This is a genomic window from Streptomyces sp. PTY087I2 (assembly GCF_001687325.1).
In the GTDB taxonomy this organism is placed as follows: Bacteria; Actinomycetota; Actinomycetes; order Streptomycetales; family Streptomycetaceae; genus Streptomyces.
The window spans coordinates 106157-122680 of sequence record NZ_LZRD01000020.1 but is presented as its reverse complement, the minus strand read 5'-3'; the positions used below and the strand labels follow the sequence as shown (position 1 = coordinate 122680).

Sequence of the window (16524 nt, the reverse complement as noted above, 5' to 3'; positions counted from 1 at the left end):
CGTGATCGACAAGGAGGCGGCGTGAGCAGCGACGCGGCCACCGCGGCCAACGCGACCAGCACCAGCCTGCCCAGGATCGACGCGCTGAGCGGCGGCTCCGGCGGCGGCCCGGACCAGGACCTGGAGCAGCCCCGGATGGGCCTGGGGGCATCGCTCCCCGCCGCCGACGCGCGGGCGAAGACCGAGGGCACCTTCCCGTACGCCGCCGATCTCTGGGCCGAGGGCCTGCTGTGGGCGGCCGTGCTGCGCTCCCCGCACCCGCACGCGCGGATCCTGTCCATCGACACCTCGGGCGCCGAGGAGATGCCCGGGGTGCGGGCGGTCGTCACGCACGAGGACGTGCCGGGGGAGAGCAACTACGGCCGCCACGCCGTGGACCGCCCGGTGTTCGCCTCCGACCTGGTCCGCCACCACGGGGAGCCGATCGCTGCGGTCGCCGCGGACCACCCGGACACCGCGCGGCTGGCCGCAGCCGCCATCGCCGTACGGTACGAGGTGCTGGAGCCGGTCACGGACCCGGAGAAGGCGTTCGCGGCGGAGCCACTGCACCCCGACGGCAACCTGATCCGCCACATCCCCCTCCGGTACGGCGACGCGGAGGCGACGGGCGAGGTCGTCGTCGAGGGCCTCTACCGCATCGGCCGCCAGGACCCGGCCCCGATCGGCGCGGAGGCCGGCCTCGCCGTGCCGAGGCCCGACGGCGGCGTGGAGATCTACACCGCGTCCACCGACCCGCACACCGACCGCGACCTGATCGCGGCCTGCTTCGGCCTGGAGCCGGACCGGGTCAAGGTCGTCGTGACCGGTGTGCCCGGTGCGACCGGCGACCGCGAGGACCCGGGCTTCCAGATCCCGCTGGGCCTGCTGGCGCTGCGGACCGGCTGCCCGGTGAAGCTGGCGGCGAGCCGCGAGGAGTCCTTCCTCGGCCACACCCACCGCCACCCCACCCTCCTGCGCTACCGCCACCACGCGGACGCGGAGGGCCGGCTGGTGAAGGTGGAGGCCCAGATCCTCCTGGACGCGGGCGCGTACGCCGACGCCTCCTCCGAGTCCCTGGCGGCGGCCGTGGCGTTCGCCTGCGGCCCGTACGTCGTTCCGCACGCCTTCATCGAGGGCTGGGCGGTCCGGACGAACAACCCGCCCTCCGGTCATGTGCGCGGCGAGGGCGCGATGCAGGTCTGCGCGGCGTACGAGGGCCAGATGGACAAGCTGGCCGCCAAGCTGGGCATGGACCCGGCCGAACTGCGCCTGCGCAACACGCTCTCCACGGGCGACATCCTGCCCACGGGCCAGACGGTGACCTGCCCGGCCCCGGTGGCCGAACTGCTCCGCGCGGTCCGCGACTACCCCCTCCCCGCCCTCCCCAAAGACGCTCCCGAGGACGACTGGCTGCTGCCGGGCGGCCCCGAGGGCGCGGGGGAACCGGGGGCGGTGCGCCGGGGCGTGGGCTACGGCGTCGGGATGGTCCACATGCTCGGCGCCGAGGGCACGGACGAGGTCTCGACGGCCACGGTCCGGGTCCACGACGGCGTAGCCACCGTCATCTGCGCGGCGGTGGAGACGGGCCAGGGCTTCACGACCCTGGCCCGCCAGATCGTCCAGGAGACCCTGGGCGTCGAGGAGGTCCACGTAGCGGCGGTGGACACCGATCAGCCCCCCGCGGGCCCGGCGACGCACGGCCGCCACACCTGGGTCTCCGGCGGTGCGGTGGAGCGCGCGGCGAAGATGGTCCGCACCCAGCTCCTCCAGCCGCTGGCCCACAAGTTCGGCATGTCCACGGAGCTGCTCCAGATCGCGGACGGCAAGATCACCTCGTACGACGGTGTGCTCTCCACCACCGTCACGGAGGCCATGGACGGCAAGGAACTCTGGGCCACCGCCCAGTGCCGCCCCCACCCCACGGAACCGCTGGACGAGGCGGGCCAGGGCGACGCGTTCGTCGGCCTCGCGTTCTGCGCGGTACGGGCGGTGGTGGACGTCGACATCGAGCTCGGCTCGATCCGCGTCGTCGAGATGGCGGTAGCCCAGGACGTGGGCCGAGTCCTCAACCCCGCCCAGCTGGCGATCCGCATCGAGGCGGGCATCACCCAGGGCATCGGCGCGGCCCTCACGGAGAACCTCCGCACCGCGAAGGGCCTGATCCGCCACCCCGACCTGACGGGTTACGCGCTCCCGACGGCCCTGGACGCCCCGGACATCCGCATCGTCAAACTGGTCGAGGAACGCGACGTGGTGGCCCCCTTCGGCGCAAAACCGGCGTCGGCCGTCCCGGTCGTCACGGCCCCGGCCGCAGTGGCCTCAGCGGTCCGCTCGGCGACGGGCCGCCCGGTGAACCGACTGCCGATCAGGCCGCAGGCGGCGGTGGCGACGGCGCCGAAGGGCTGAGTTTTCGGCCGGGCGACGGCACTGAAGGGCTGAGACGCATCCGGGCACCCCGGCGACGGCCCCGCTCGGCGTGCAGCGTTCAGCGCTCAGCAGGGACCGTCGTCGACGGTGGCGCTGAGGTCGTACCGGGCGATGGAGTCACCGCTGCCCCCGTCGGCTCCGGGCACGAAGACCCCGCCGCCCGCGGACTTCGACTCCGTGACGCGCATGCAGACGGCGGAGCCGGCGCCCCCGGCGGAGACCCCGTAGTCGTGCCCACCCCCGACCCGCTCCACGGAGACCATGTACGAGGGCCCCTGCCCCGCCCCCGCCTCGACGACGCCGGCCTCGATCAGCGAGGCGTAACCGTCCGCCGCATCACCGGGCATCCGAGGCTCGTCGCCCAGTGCGAAGGCCACGTACTCGGCGGCCTTCCTGACCTCACCCGCACTCCGGGCCCCCTTGTCGACATCGTCCAGGACCGAACACCCGCCGAAGGCGAACACCCCGGCGACCCCGAACGCGGCGACCCGCCCCAACGCGAGCGCCGCGTCCGACGGCTGCACCGCCGCCCGGGGCCGGGACCGCCAGTACAGCCGGTAAGGCCCGACGAGGGAGACGACGAGAAACGCCGTGGCAATGAGGGAACAGGAAGACGGCAACGGACACAGGAGCTCCCCCATGGTGTTCGCCGAATTCGCGTCCGGACAAAGGCTCAGATCGTACTCGCCCGTGCTGCACGCGGGATCTTAGGGTGACTGCGAAGGCTGACCGTATGGCAAAACCCGGGGGAGCACGTGACATTCGAGAAGGAATGGACCGAACTGCGTTCGGCCGCGGCCCAGCGAGGTGCCATGCAGATCAACAGCGCTCAGGCCGAGGGCGGCGGTGGTGCCAGTGCACCGGACCTGGTGGTGAACCGGGACGATCTCGGAGCTATCGGGAATGACGCCTACGATCTCAGGACGAGGCTGTCCAAGGACGGTGACCACGCCCGCCCGGCCACCTTCGCGGCGGCGATCGCGCTCACCAACGGCAACTTCGCGAGCGGCTCGGCGGTTCTGAAGGTGCACGATTTCTGGCAGAAGCATCTCAAGACGCTGCTGGATTCCTGCGCGCACATTTCGAACCACCTGGATTACACCAAGGCGCAGCATGCGAAGGACGACGGACATCGTCGAAGCCCTGTTGGGGAAGCTGAAGGCGGCGGCCGACGACTGGTCGGAAATGGCGGCAAAGCTGGACAAGCTCGCCGATCACGCGTCGGACGGATTGAAGGCGAAGGCGAACAAGGCGAGCCGGGAAGGGTCGTATGGGGGCTGCGTATATCGACGACCTGAATTACTCGACATACAACTTCGGGTCGGCTGGCGACGAACTCGGGCGGGACGAGCTGTTCGCGAACAGCAGCGACGGTTCCGAGCGGACCGATTTTGGCGAAGCTGCGGCGCGTCGGTTCATGGGCGTGGTGGCGGCCGATGAAGAGGGCTGGAAGACGTTGTCGTCGGCACAGCAGGTGTACGAGGCAAGCGGGCTGAAAGCCTTCGGGACAGAGCGCCAGGATCTCGGATTGCACTTCGGATACGGAGGGGCAAAGGTGCACGGGATACCCGACGAGGCGCGCATCGATGGCATCCATCAGCAGTTCAAGGGTGCAGAAGAAGCCAAGACGCTCGAGATGGAGAAGGCAGCCGAGTGGAGGAAGTTTGGTGTCAGCTCCGGCGTAGGCGCTGTGGTGGGGGTCGGCACTTGCAGTGGTCCTGGGGCCCGCGGCAGGCGTCGTGGCCGCAACAGCAGTCCCTCTCGTCATGGATACCGCAACCGCGGCGATTGACACCGGATACGCCGGCGAGACGATGGATTACCTGAAGCAGCGCGAGTACGACAACAATGACGAAGCGTTGAGCGGGATTGAGAAATTCAAGGCCGAGGGGGAGCGGGGAGCTGTCACACCCCTGCTCAACTATGCGGACGACATCGGGCTGTCGGTTGACGAGAAGCGGCAGCTCAGCTTGGACATCGAGACCTATTACGGGAACGGTAAGACCGCGGTCAGTGACCAGGGGAGGGTCAAGTGAGGATGCTGCGCCGCTGGAGGACCGGGATGACGGCCATCACCTTTCTGGTCATCGGCGGACTTCTCTCAGGATGCTCCGGGGGCGAGGAACGCGCGGAATCGCCGAAACGGGGGCAGTGCGAGACGTTGCTCGGTGACGAGAACGTGGAAGCTGCTGTCAGGACGACAGGCGGCAGCGATGTCGAGGTGGGTGGGACGCCTCAAGCCGATGTGCTGGCGGAACGCCTCGTACGGGAGGCGAAGCAGTGGCAGGAGTCGGATCTGCACCACACCTCCTACACCGGCTGCCGAGTGGACGCCTTCGAGGATGATGGGATCAGCGGCACCGTCGATGCGTCGGTGAAGTGGTCCGCCCTCTCCTTGGGAATGATGGACAGCCCCAAGAACAGCCGGACGTGGCGTCAGGCGAACGAATCTGTCTACGTGGAAACGGAATCGGGCCCAGGCCGCAGCCGGTTGATCGCGAAATGTGCCGTACCCGGCGCCATCGAATCCCAGCCGTCCGATCTGCCGCTCCAGTTCGACGTGACGGGGGTGACTCTGGGAACGGAGCTCCGGTGGGAGCTGCTCAGCGTATTCGCTCGGTCGGTTGTGGAAGAGATGGAATGCGAAAAGCCCCCGGTCATTCCCTCCTCGTTGCCGGCAGTCGCATGAGGGCGGTCTCCAGCCGCAGTCGCACCGGTCTCGTCGGCGCGGTCATCGCGGTTTCCCTCGCGGCAGGTGCGGTCGGCTGTACGGACGGGGAGAGCGCCGACGCAGCGCCTGACTCTTCCACGGGACCGACGGAACTCTGCGGCGGCAACGCGATCTCGGCCGAGGCGGGCAAGGCGTTGAAGGTGATCACGGGGGCGTCCCGGTTCGAGGGGTCGGGGCCGGGCGGCACCGTCGCATTCGCCGCGAAATGGTTGAGCGAAGGCTACGATTCCCCCGCCCCCAATGACGGGAACATCTGCCACATATACGCGAAGAACTCCGCCGCAGGCGATCGGTTGGAGGCGACCTGGGAGCTGGTCTGGGGACCGCTGAAGGGCGAGCCTGCTGCGAAGTTCAGGGTGCTTCCGATGGGGGAGCGGGCCCTGGCCGCTCCGGACGCCGGCTCCATCTGGTTCGCCTGCCGGAGCGAGAAGCTGCCCGGCTCCACGCCGGCTCATATCGACATCGACGTCGAGCGCTGGTCGCCCAAGGAACCCGGGGGCGATCCGGAGAAGCTGACAGACGCCTACGCGACCGTGGTCCATTCCTTCGCCCTGGCCATGGCGAAGGAACTGCGCTGCGAGAACGACGGAGGGCTGGAGCCCCGGCCGGTGCTCGACCCCGCGTGACGTGCGGAGTCGCGGCGAGAAGCCCGGCCGGTACCGTGGCCGTTGACCAGGGGGAGGTGCCGGTGTGATTTCCGAGCCGGAGTTGGTGGGGGAGGACGGGCCGGGCTCGTCCTCGGACGTCGTGAGCGGGTTCGACCCCGAGCAGGGGCCCGAGGGCGGCGGGCGGCGGCGGTGGAGCGGGGTGCTCTGGGGTGTTGCCGGGGCGCTGACGGCGTCGGCGGTGTGGGCCGCGGCCGTCTTCGGGTACGGGATCGGCGGCGACGGAAAGCCGGACTCGCGTGGCTACCGTGTGGAGTCCGGCTCCTGCGCGGCGATGGAGCTGAAGGAGCTCACCAGGGCACTGGGCAAGCCGGAGTCCGAGCCGACCACCGAGCTGGACGGGATCGAGCATCCCGCCCTCCACCGCATCCGATGCACTGTCGACTTCGAGGAGTTGGATCTCGGGGAGCGGAACGACGAGGACGGGTCGGGCTGGTACATGGGCTACCGGGCCTCCCTCACGGCCGAGTTGCACAAGGAAGCCGATCCGCGTCCCGTGTTCGAGGCGAGCAGCACGGTGACGGACATCGACGGGACGGCTGTCGACCGGGTGGAGCGCGTACCGGACCTCGGGGACGGCGCGTACCTGGTGATCATGGACGACAACAGCATGCGCCTGAACGTGGTGGACGGCGGTGCCGTCGTGACGCTCGCCCTGTCCGTCTGGATGTCCTACAACGAGGGCGAAGGCGAGATCGGGGAGGGCGTGCCGGACGCGCCGGAGGAGCCCGAGATCCTCGCGTACCGGGGGCATTTGATCAGTGACATGCGGGATGTCATGAAGGCGCTGAAGACCGGCTGACGGACCTGGCTTCGGCCATGGCGCGCGCGGAAAGCGGAAGTGGCCGCCCCCTGCCGTGAGGGCGGCCACTTCCGCGTTCTGGAGACCGTGACCGGATTCGAACCGGTGTAACTCGAGTTGCAGTCGAGCCCCTGAGCCTCTCGGGCACACGGTCGGGGTGGTGCGGTGTTCCGTGGTTGTTCTTTGCTGACGACGACGCTACGGGGACCCGTCCCCCGCCTCAAGGAATCCGGCCGGGGTGCAACGCGACTGCCATACGCCGTTCATGTCCGGGGCGGAGGGGAGGGGGATGTACGGGCCCGGGACCTACGACCAAGGGCCGAGCACGGGACCGTACATCGACAGGGTTCAAACCGGCCCATGCCCCTTACGCTGACCTCATGACCGCCCTCGAACCCCGTGACGGCACCGACGCCGCACACCTCGCGCCGCCCGCGACCGACGCCCCCTCCCCGGACCCGCTGTCCGACCTTCCCGCCGTGGCCGTCGAAGGGGTCCTCGGGCGCACCTACCGGGCGCTGAGCATCGGCATCGTGTCCGTGGTGTTCCTCATCGCGTTCGAGGCCACGGCGGTCGGTACGGCGATGCCGGTCGCCGCGCGCGAGCTGAACGGGATCCCGCTCTACGCGTTCGCCTTCTCCGCGTACTTCACCACCAGCCTCTTCGCCATGGTCCTCTCCGGGCAGTGGGCCGACCGGCGCGGGCCGCTCCAGCCGCTCGCCACCGGGATCACCGCGTTCGGCGCAGGCCTGCTGCTCTCCGGGGCGGCCACCGGCATGTGGGTCTTCATCGCGGGCCGGGCCGTCCAGGGGCTCGGCGGCGGGCTGGTGATCGTCGCGCTGTACGTCGTCATCGGGCGGGCCTACCCCGAGCACATCCGGCCCGCGATCCTGGCCGCCTTCGCCGCGAGCTGGGTGATCCCCTCCGTCGTCGGGCCGCTCGCCTCCGGGACGGTGACCGAGCAGCTCGGGTGGCGGTGGGTCTTCGTCGGCATCCCCGTCCTCATCGTGATCCCGCTAGCCCTGGCCCTCCCGGCGATCCGGCGTACGGCCTCCGGGCCCGCCGACCCGGCTGCCGCCACCGAGCCGTACGACCGCCGCCGCATCCGGCTCGCCCTGGGGATCTCGGCCGGGGCGGGGCTGCTCCAGTACGCGGGGCAGGAGCTGAACTGGCTCGCCCTCCTGCCCGCAGCCGTCGGCGCCGCCCTGCTCGTGCCCGCCGTCCGCGGACTGCTGCCCACCGGGACCGTACGGGCCGCCCGCGGGCTGCCCTCGGTGGTCCTGCTGCGCGGGATCGCCGCCGGGGCGTTCATCGCCGCCGAGTCCTTCGTACCGCTGATGCTGGTCACCCAGCGCGGGCTGTCCCCGACGATGGCCGGGCTGTCGCTGGCCGTGGGCGGGGCGACCTGGGCGCTCGGTTCGTTCGTCCAGTCCCGGCCGCGTATGGAGGCGTACCGCGAGCGGCTGATGGTGACCGGCATGCTGCTCGTCGCCGCCTCGATCGCCATCGCGCCCGCCGTGCTGATCGACGGGGTCCCCGTCGGGATCGTCGCCGTCGCCTGGGCCTTCGGCTGCTTCGGGATGGGCATGGTGATCGCCTCCACCAGCGTTCTGCTCCTGAAGCTGTCGGCCCCCGAGGAGGCGGGCTCCAACTCCGCCGCCCTCCAGATCTCCGACGGCCTCTCCAACGTGCTGCTCCTGGCCACCGGCGGTGCGGCCTTCGCGGCACTGGGCGGCGGGGCGGTGGGCGCGGCCGCGCACGGGGCGGTGCAGGCGGGGTCCGCGGGCTCGCACCCGGGCGCGTTCGCGGCGGTGTTCCTGCCGATGGCGGGGGTGGCGCTGGTGGGGGTGTGGGTGGCGACCCGGGTGGTCGTGGGGGCGCGCGAGAAGTAGCGGTACCGTATGGTACCGCGCGGTACCATAGGGTCATGGCTGGTCTGAATCTGCGGTTCACCGAGGAAGAGCTGGATTCCCTGCGCGCCCGCGCCGAGGCGGAGGGGAAGAGCATGCAGGCGTTCGCCCACGATGCGGTGATCACTGCCATAAACGAGCACTCCCGGCTCTTCAACGAGGCCGCGGACCACGTTCTGAAGGTCAGTGAGGAGCTCAACCGGAGGCTCGCCTGATGCAGTACCTGACCCTGCCCGAGCTGCTGAACCTGACGGAGCGGCTCGGCACACCGGAGGTACGCGACTACGGGCTGCTGGAATCCGCACTGGCCCGACCGCAGGCGAGCGTGTTCGGCCAGGACGCCTACCCGGATGTCTGGCAGAAGGCCGCGGCCCTCATGGAGTCCCTCGCCCGGAACCACGGGCTTGTGGACGGCAACAAGCGGATCGCGTGGTACGCGACCTGGGTGTTCCTCCACATGAACGGCCATCCGCTCGACGCCGGCTTCGACGTCGACGAAGCGGAGCGGTTCGTGCTGGCGGTGTGCCAGGGCGCTCTGGACATGCCCAAGATCGCCGAACAGTTGCCGGAGTTCGCTCGGTAGCCGTACCTGTGAAGAGGGTCTCAACGGGCCCGAACCGCGGCCCGTTCGTACGGGTTCACGACCGGGCCCCCGGTAAGGTGGCCCGGTTGTCGTATCGCGGGCCGGGCCCTTCGGGCCGGGTGCGGTACGGGCAGCGCCCCACGTACCCGAGAGCCCCGAACCGGAGACCGTGACTACTACCACCGCCTCCCACCACCTCTCACCCGCCTTCCCCGGCCGTGCCCCCTGGGGCACCGCCAACAAGCTGCGAGCCTGGCAGCAAGGCGCCATGGAGAGGTACGTCCAGGAGCAGCCGCGCGACTTCCTCGCCGTCGCGACGCCCGGCGCCGGCAAGACCACGTTCGCGCTGACCCTCGCGTCGTGGCTGCTGCACCACCATGTCGTGCAGCAGGTCACCGTCGTCGCCCCGACCGAGCACCTCAAGAAGCAGTGGGCGGAGGCGGCCGCCCGGATAGGGATCAAGCTCGATCCCGACTACAGCGCCGGACCGCTGAGCAAGGAGTACCACGGGGTCGCCGTGACGTACGCCGGTGTCGGCGTCCGCCCGATGCTGCACCGCAACCGCTGCGAGCAGCGCAAGACGCTCGTCATCCTCGACGAGATCCACCACGCCGGTGACTCCAAGTCCTGGGGCGAGGCCTGCCAGGAGGCGTTCGACCCGGCGACCCGGCGGCTCGCGCTGACCGGTACGCCGTTCCGGTCGGACACCAACCCGATCCCCTTCGTCCAGTACGAGGAGGGCAACGACGGCATCCGCCGCTCCTCGGCCGACTACACCTACGGCTACGGCAACGCGCTCGCCGACGGCGTCGTCCGCCCGGTCATCTTCCTCAGCTACAGCGGCAACATGCGCTGGCGCACGAAGGCCGGGGACGAGATCGCCGCCCGGCTCGGCGAGCCGATGACCAAGGACGCCATCGGCCAGGCCTGGCGCACCGCGCTCGCCCCCACCGGCGAGTGGATCCCCAACGTCCTCGCCGCAGCCGACAAGCGACTCACCGAGGTCCGCAAGGGCATCCCCGACGCGGGCGGCCTCGTCATCGCCACCGACCAGGACTCGGCCCGCGCCTACGCCAAGATCCTGAAAAAGGTCACCGGGGAGTCGGCCACCGTGGTCCTCTCCGACGAGAAGGCCGCGTCCAAGAAGATCGACCAGTTCAGCGGCGACGAGTCCCGCTGGATGGTCGCGGTCCGGATGGTGTCCGAGGGCGTCGACGTACCGCGCCTCGCCGTCGGCGTGTACGCCACCACCATCTCGACGCCCCTCTTCTTCGCCCAGGCCGTCGGCCGCTTCGTGCGCTCCCGCCGGCGCGGTGAGACCGCCTCCGTCTTCCTGCCGACCATCCCGATGCTCCTCGACTTCGCCAACGAGATGGAGGTCGAGCGCGACCACGTCCTCGACAAGCCGAAGAAGGGCGGCGACGAGGAGAACCCGTTCTCGGAGGAGGACAAGCTCCTCGCCGACGCCGAGAAGCTGGAGGACGAGGAGACCGAGGACCAGCTGCCCTTCGAGGCGCTGGAGTCCGACGCCGTCTTCGACCGGGTGCTGTACGACGGCGCCGAGTTCGGCATGCAGGCCCACCCGGGCAGTGAGGAGGAGCAGGACTACCTCGGCATCCCCGGGCTCCTGGAGCCGGACCAGGTGCAGCTGCTCCTCCAGAAGCGGCAGAGCCGGCAGATCGCCCACAGCCGCCAGAAGCCGGCCGAGGAGGCCGACCTTCTGGAGAAGCCCGCCGAGGCCCGGCCCGTGGTCACGCACAAGCAGCTGCTGAGCCTGCGCAAGCAGCTCAACACGATGGTCTCCGCCTACACCCACCAGAGCGGCAAGCCGCACGGCGTGATCCACAACGAACTGCGCCGCGTCTGCGGCGGCCCGCCGAGCGCGGAGGCCACGGCCCACCAGATCCAGACCCGGATCGCGAAGGTCCAGGAGTGGGCGACGCGGATGACGTGACCCGAGGTCGTCCGTTCTTCCCCGGCCCGTACGGAGGCCCCAACCTCCGTACGGGCCGACGGCGTTACGGGGCCTCGTGCCCGGGGGTCCCTGCCGTGTTTCCGGGCCCCGCGCCCGGGAAATTTCTCCGGTGTCCGTTCACGCACTGTTAACGATGGTTCACATCCGTGGACGTGTCCTCCCGGCCGAGTCGTGACACGTGAACGCGCGTAGATGTTCGCTTTCCGGACGTCGTCCCGCTGACCGGCCCTTATGTGCACGCCGTTCCGGGGCTCCGCGTCCGGGGACCGGATTCTGGACGAGGACTTCCGCTGAGCGGACTGGCTCGCTACTGTCCCCGCCATATGAACGCCCCGTGGCAACGCCGCCGCGGAGCGCAGCCGGTTCCTTGCCAGACCGGCGGCCTCTCCGTGCGTCGCCGCTGGGACCGGCGTCGCAACCGTCGGAGCAGGGCCGTCGTCGCTCACCCCGAAGAGGAGAGGGCGTCGTGACAGCGGAGACTTCCCAGACGCTCGACCGAGGACTGCGCGTCCTCAAACTGCTCGCCGACACCGACCACGGCCTGACCGTCACCGAACTGTCCAACAAGCTCGGGGTCAACCGGACCGTCGTCTACCGGCTGCTCGCCACCCTGGAGCAGCACGCCCTGGTACGCCGTGACCTGGGCGGCCGCGCCCGGGTCGGCCTCGGTGTGCTGCGGCTCGGCAGACAGGTGCACCCGCTCGTCCGGGAAGCGGCGCTGCCCGCGCTGCGCTCCCTGGCCGAGGACATAGGGGCCACCGCCCACCTCACCCTCGTCGACGGCAGCGACGCCCTCGCGGTCGCCGTGGTCGAGCCCACCTGGACCGACTACCACGTCGCCTACCGGGCCGGCTTCCGCCATCCCCTGGACCGGGGCGCCGCGGGCCGGGCCATCCTGTCCGCCCGGCAAGCCACCGAGTCCGGCCACCCCGGGTACACCCTCACCCACGGCGAACTCGAAGCCGGCGCCAGCGGGGCGGCCGCACCGCTGGTCGGGGTCTCGGGCGTCGAGGGCAGCGTCGGTGTCGTCATGCTCGCCGACGCCGTACCGGAACGGGTCGGGCCCCGCGTACTCGACGCCGCCCGGGAAGTGGCGGACGCGCTGCGGTAGGCGGGGGCGGGTGCCCGCCCGTGTGCCCGCGCCTGCGTCCCCGCGCTTGCGTGCCCGTACGCCCGTACGCCCGTACGCCCGTGCCCGCACGCCCGTGCCCGTGCCTGCGCGCCCGTACGGCCTGTGCCCGCGCCTGCCGTGCCCGTACGGCCCGTATGCCTCCAGGGCGTGCGCGGTCCGGAGCGTGCCCGGCGGCGTACGCCTGGCGCGTTTCCGTTGTGGTGCGGCGGTTAGATTGGGTGCGTGCTCTCTCGTCTCTCGCGCCCCCGCGTCCTCGCCCTCTGCGCACTCCCCGTCCTCGCCCTGTTCGGTACGGCCGCCTTCGCGCCGCTGCCGTTCACCCTGGCGCGGCCCGGGGTGACCGCGGACGTGCTCGGCAAGGACGACGGGCGGCCGGTGATCACCATCACCGGCGCCGAGACCCGGCCCACCGACGGGCAGCTGCGGATGACGACGATCCTCGCCACCGGGCCGAAGGCCGACGTCCGCATCGGTGACGTCTTCGACAGCTGGTTCCGGACCGACCGGGCCGTCATGCCGCGCGACTCCGTCTACCCCACCGGCGGCTCCGAGAAGGAGATCGAGAAGCACAATCTCGACGACATGAAGGAGTCGCAGAACGTCGCCGTCGACGCCGCCCTGAACTACCTGGACCGCGAGCCCGGGTCGATGCGGGTGGAAGTCGACCTCGGCGACATCGGCGGCCCGAGCGCCGGGCTCTTCCTCTCCCTCGGCATCATCGACAAGCTCGACGGCAACGGCTCCGGCGGCGGTCTCACCGGCGGCCGCACCATCGCCGGTACGGGGACGATCACCGCGGACGGCAAGGTCGGCGCGGTCGGCGGCGTGTCCATGAAGGTCCAGGGCGCCCATCGCGACGGGGCCAGCGTCTTCCTCGTACCGAAGGCCGAGTGCCGTCAGGCGGAGGCCGAGCGGCCCGACGGGCTGCGGATCGTGCCCGTCTCCACGCTGAAGGACGCGGTCGGCTCGCTCAAGGCCCTGGAGTCGGGCGGGAAGGTCCCGAGCTGCTGACCCCCGGCGGCACCTGCGCCGGTACCTCCGCCTGCGCCTGCGGTACGGGCTCCGCCCCCGCGCCCGGCGCGTCCCGTACGGGCTCCGCCCCCGCGCCCGGCGCGTCCTGCACGGGCTCCGCCGCCTTGTCGTCCAGCGTCCGCCAGGACGGGAACACCAGCGGGCTCAGCGTCGCCAGGAAGTAGACCCCGCCCATCGCCAGCAGCGCCCCCGTCGCCCCCGCGCCCTCCACCAGCAGCCCGGCCGCGAGCCCGCCCAGCGGCATCGCGAACTCGCAGCCCGCCGTCAGCGCCCCCGACACCCGGCTGCGCAGCCGGTCCGGCACGCGCTCGTAGATCACCGTCGTCAGGATCGGGTTCAGCACGCCGCCCGCGATCCCGCCGAGCAGCATCGTCACCGCGAGCGGCAGCGTCGTCCCGGTCACCGCGGCGACCAGGAACCTCGGCGCGCCGCACAGGATCACGCACACCGTGAACACCGCCCGGCGCGGGAAACGGTGCCCCACCGCCCCGTACAGCAGCGCCCCGGCCAGCCCGCCCGCGCCGAACAGCGCGGTGAGCAGTCCGATGGCGGGCGCGCCGCTCAATTCTCCCTCGGCGTGCACCGGGAGCAGGACCGCGTTCCAGCCCTGGTCGGTGCCGTTCATGAACATCACCATGACCACGACCGACAGCAGCAGCCGGTTGCTCAGCAAGTGGGCGTAACCCTCGCGGAGTTCGGTGCCGTAGGCGCGTACGGAGACCGGGGCCTCCGCCTTCCGCGGCTCGGCCGCGCGGATGCCCCGTACCCCTGCGGCGACCAGCAGGGCGGACAGCCCGAACGTCGCCGCGTCCAGCAGCAGGACCGACTCCGCGCCGACGAAGGCGATGAGCACCCCGGCGAGCGCCGCGCCGACCATCCTGGCCCCGCGCGAGACCGCGTCGAAGAGGCTGGCGGCCCGGGCGAGCGTGGTCCCGGCGTGCTCGGCGAGGTCCGGGATGAGGACGTAGCGCGCGGTGTTGCCCGGGGTGTGGGCGAAGCCGTTCAGCGCCATCAGCGCGCACAGCATCCAGAAGTCGAGGACGCCGGCGTAGTGCAGCAGCGGGATGGCGGCGATGGCGGCCGCGCAGACGGTGTCGGACACGACGGCCGTCCGGCGGCGGCCGAACCGGTCGATGACCGGCCCGCCGATCAGCGCGGCGACGACGATCGGCAGGGTCGCGCAGAAGGCCACGACGCCGGCCCGGCCCGCACTGCCCGTGGTCTCCAGGACGAACCAGGGGACGCCGATCAGGGTCAGTGAAGTGCCTGCGGTGGAAATGGAGTTGGCCGCGAGCGTGGCGCGGTGAGCGGGGTGCGGTGCCCCATGGTTGTTCTCTCCCCCCGAGTCGTTGGTTACGCCGGATGGAAGGCGGTGGCGCGAGGCGTGGCCGCGGTCGCTTCCCGGCTCTGCGTTGTCAGTCGCAGGCCGACCTCGACCAGGGTCCAGCCGACCCGGGTGCGCAGACTGGTGCGGGGGAGGCGGAACTCGCCTGCTGCGGCGTGGAGTTCGGCGGATGTGACCGTGTGCAGGAGGTGGTGGACGTCGGCGTGCATAACGGGCTTCCCTTCAGGCGGTGGGGAGTTACGGTGTGCGGCGCGGTCATTCGGAGGGGCGCGGGAACGTGTGCAGATGGGTGCGGACGACGGCCGAGCCCTCGGTGCCCTCGGGGACGGTGCCCCGGTAGCTCTCCACGAGCTCGTGCATCTTCCGGGAGAGTTCCAGGGCGAGTTCCGGGGTGAGGCGGATCTTGAAGTCGCTCAGATCCCAGCTCTCCTGCCATTCCTCCGGCCATTCGTCCATCGTGCCCAGCCAGGTGTTGAGCTCCTGGGCGTGGGTGGTGGCCGTCTCGTGCAGGACGACGTCGATGGCTCCGCGGACCTCCGGGTCGTCGTGCGTCCGGAAGAGGGCGCTGTCGAAGGTCGAGCCGTCGTGGATCGCCCGCCACCACCGCTCCCGCCCCTTGCCCAGCTCCGGCGCGTCCTCGACCAGTCCGGACTCGGCCAGTTGGCGCAGGTGGTAGCTGGTCGCCCCGCTCGACTCGCCCAGCCGCTCGCCCAGCTTCGAGGCAGTCGCCGGGCCGAACTCGCGCAGCGCGTTCAGCAGGCGGATCCGCAGCGGGTGCGCGATGGCGCGCAGGGTGCGGGCGTCGACCGTGTGCAGCTTTCGGTCGTCGCCGCCCAGGTGGTAGGGGCGAGGGGCGGTCTCGCCCTGAGAGGCGTTCTCGTTCTCCGGCATGCCTCAACCGTAGAGATGCAAAGGGAACTTTGCAACACTTTTTTGCAACGAGATCTTTGCAGCGATCCTTTGCAACTCATCCCTCCTCGATGAACCCCTCCTCCACCAGCCACTCCTTCGCCACCTCGTGCGGATCCTCGCCGTCCACGTCCACCTTGGCGTTCAGCGTCTGCGCGACCTCGGTCGTCAGCTTCTTCGCGAGCGGATCCAGCAGCTCCGCGATCACCGGGTACTTCTCGAAGGTGGCCTCGTGGATGACCGGGGAGGCGTTGTAGTTGGGGAAGAAGTGCTTGTCGTCCTCCAGCACGTCCAGGTTCATCGCCTTGATCCGGCCGTCCGTGGTGAACACCTCGCCCAGCAGGCAGGAGCTGGACTCGGACACCTGGGTGTAGATGATTCCGGCGTCCATCTTCTGGATGTTGCCCGCCGGGATCTTCATCCCGTACTTCTTCTCCATGCCCGGCAGTCCGTCGTCGCGCGAGGCGAACTCGTTCTCCACGCAGATCGTCACCGCGCCCGGGTCCTTCTTCGCGAGGGCGGCCACGTCCGAGAGGGTCTTCAGCCGGTACTTCGCGTTGTTCTTCTTGCTGATCGCCAGCGCGTACGTGTTGTCGAGCGGGGCGGGCGGCAGCCAGATCACCCCGTTGCCCTTGTCCTCGTCCCGTACCGCCTCGTACTGCTTCTTCGGGTCGACGATCGGGTCCGCGTGGCCCAGGAAGGTGATCCAGCCCGTGCCCGTGTAGTCCCACTGGGCGTCGGCGTCGCCGTTGATGATGGCCTCGCGCGCGCTGATCGAACCCGGCAGGTTCGTCCGGTCCAGGACCTCCGCCCCGGCCGCCTTGAAGACCAGGCCGGTCATCTGGCCCAGGATGATGTTCTCGCTGAAGTTCTTCGACGTCACCGTCAGTGTCGCGCCCTTCAGCGGCTCGCCCTGCCCGACCGACCCCGGCGACACGTCGTCCACCATCGGGGAACCGCTCTTGAGCCCGCAGCCGCCCACCAGCAGCACCAAGGACGCGGCAACCAGGACCCGTACGCCGTACGTCGTCATC

General features: G+C 70.6%; 16 protein-coding genes, 1 tRNA gene and 2 pseudogenes. 13 read left to right on the top strand and 6 right to left on the bottom strand.

The annotated features are described in order from the left end of the window. Positions 1–21 precede the first annotated feature (21 nt). Entirely contained in the window at positions 22–2385 is a 2364-nt protein-coding gene (locus A3Q37_RS22950; protein ID WP_065487509.1) for a xanthine dehydrogenase family protein molybdopterin-binding subunit, read from the top strand. 86 nt (positions 2386–2471) lie between these two features. On the opposite strand, the gene A3Q37_RS22945 is transcribed toward A3Q37_RS22950, so the two are convergent. Beyond that, positions 2472–3026: a hypothetical protein gene (locus tag A3Q37_RS22945; RefSeq protein WP_255311910.1), complete on the bottom strand. Its 555-nt coding sequence runs from the start codon at positions 3024–3026 to the stop codon at positions 2472–2474. A gap of 135 nt (positions 3027–3161) precedes the next feature. Between A3Q37_RS22945 and A3Q37_RS35910 the strand changes: the two are divergent. From A3Q37_RS35910 to A3Q37_RS22920, 6 genes and pseudogenes are all read left to right on the top strand, one after another. Next, positions 3162–3533, top strand: a pseudogene (locus A3Q37_RS35910) (hypothetical protein); the annotation flags it as partial. Positions 3534–3676: 143 nt separating this feature from the next. Continuing rightward, complete coding sequence (locus tag A3Q37_RS22940; protein WP_065487508.1) at positions 3677–4198, top strand: hypothetical protein; 522 nt, start codon at positions 3677–3679, stop codon at positions 4196–4198. Beyond that, positions 4173–4442: a hypothetical protein gene (locus tag A3Q37_RS22935; RefSeq protein WP_141693598.1), complete on the top strand. Its 270-nt coding sequence runs from the start codon at positions 4173–4175 to the stop codon at positions 4440–4442. Before A3Q37_RS22940 ends, A3Q37_RS22935 begins: the two co-directional genes overlap by 26 nt. 26 nt (positions 4443–4468) lie before the next feature. After that, positions 4469–5095: a hypothetical protein gene (locus tag A3Q37_RS22930; protein WP_141693597.1), complete on the top strand. Its 627-nt coding sequence runs from the start codon at positions 4469–4471 to the stop codon at positions 5093–5095. Continuing rightward, entirely contained in the window at positions 5092–5763 is a 672-nt protein-coding gene (locus A3Q37_RS22925) for a hypothetical protein (RefSeq protein WP_176711486.1), read from the top strand. Before A3Q37_RS22930 ends, A3Q37_RS22925 begins: the two co-directional genes overlap by 4 nt. 64 nt (positions 5764–5827) lie before the next feature. Further along, the gene (locus tag A3Q37_RS22920; protein ID WP_065487505.1) at positions 5828–6604 is read left to right on the top strand and encodes a hypothetical protein; all 777 of its coding nucleotides are present in this window, start codon (positions 5828–5830) and stop codon (positions 6602–6604) included. A gap of 79 nt (positions 6605–6683) precedes the next feature. Here the strand turns inward: A3Q37_RS22920 and A3Q37_RS22915 are convergent. Next, a tRNA-Cys gene (locus A3Q37_RS22915) sits at positions 6684–6758 on the bottom strand. A gap of 226 nt (positions 6759–6984) precedes the next feature. Between A3Q37_RS22915 and A3Q37_RS22910 the strand changes: the two genes are divergently transcribed. The 6 genes from A3Q37_RS22910 (at position 6985) to A3Q37_RS22885 (ending at position 13215) form a co-directional block, all read left to right on the top strand. Then, the gene (locus tag A3Q37_RS22910; RefSeq protein WP_065487504.1) at positions 6985–8496 is read left to right on the top strand and encodes an MFS transporter; all 1512 of its coding nucleotides are present in this window, start codon (positions 6985–6987) and stop codon (positions 8494–8496) included. A gap of 35 nt (positions 8497–8531) precedes the next feature. Then, positions 8532–8729 (top strand): hypothetical protein, encoded by a 198-nt coding sequence (locus tag A3Q37_RS22905; protein ID WP_065487503.1) that lies wholly within the window; start codon positions 8532–8534, stop codon positions 8727–8729. Then, positions 8729–9097 (top strand): type II toxin-antitoxin system death-on-curing family toxin, encoded by a 369-nt coding sequence (locus A3Q37_RS22900; RefSeq protein ID WP_065487502.1) that lies wholly within the window; start codon positions 8729–8731, stop codon positions 9095–9097. The genes A3Q37_RS22905 and A3Q37_RS22900 overlap by 1 nt, the downstream gene beginning before the upstream one ends. Before the next feature lie 169 nt (positions 9098–9266). Next, positions 9267–11051: a DEAD/DEAH box helicase gene (locus A3Q37_RS22895; RefSeq protein WP_006124907.1), complete on the top strand. Its 1785-nt coding sequence runs from the start codon at positions 9267–9269 to the stop codon at positions 11049–11051. 487 nt (positions 11052–11538) lie between these two features. Next, on the top strand, positions 11539–12183 hold the full coding sequence (locus tag A3Q37_RS22890; protein WP_030591826.1) for an IclR family transcriptional regulator: 645 nt from the start codon (positions 11539–11541) through the stop codon (positions 12181–12183). 243 nt (positions 12184–12426) lie between these two features. Further along, positions 12427–13215, top strand: a complete 789-nt coding sequence (locus A3Q37_RS22885; RefSeq protein ID WP_065487501.1) for a S16 family serine protease — start codon at positions 12427–12429, stop codon at positions 13213–13215. Here the strand turns inward: A3Q37_RS22885 and A3Q37_RS22880 are convergent. From A3Q37_RS22880 to A3Q37_RS22865, 4 genes and pseudogenes are all read right to left on the bottom strand, one after another. Continuing rightward, positions 13175–14562, bottom strand: a pseudogene (locus A3Q37_RS22880) (MFS transporter). The gene A3Q37_RS22885 and the pseudogene A3Q37_RS22880 overlap by 41 nt on opposite strands. 27 nt (positions 14563–14589) lie before the next feature. Further along, positions 14590–14790: a hypothetical protein gene (locus tag A3Q37_RS22875; RefSeq protein ID WP_065487500.1), complete on the bottom strand. Its 201-nt coding sequence runs from the start codon at positions 14788–14790 to the stop codon at positions 14590–14592. Between the two features lie 46 nt (positions 14791–14836). Further along, positions 14837–15472 (bottom strand): transcriptional regulator, encoded by a 636-nt coding sequence (locus A3Q37_RS22870; RefSeq protein WP_065487499.1) that lies wholly within the window; start codon positions 15470–15472, stop codon positions 14837–14839. 76 nt (positions 15473–15548) lie between these two features. After that, entirely contained in the window at positions 15549–16523 is a 975-nt protein-coding gene (locus A3Q37_RS22865; RefSeq protein WP_065487498.1) for a glycine betaine ABC transporter substrate-binding protein, read from the bottom strand. Position 16524 lies beyond the last annotated feature (1 nt).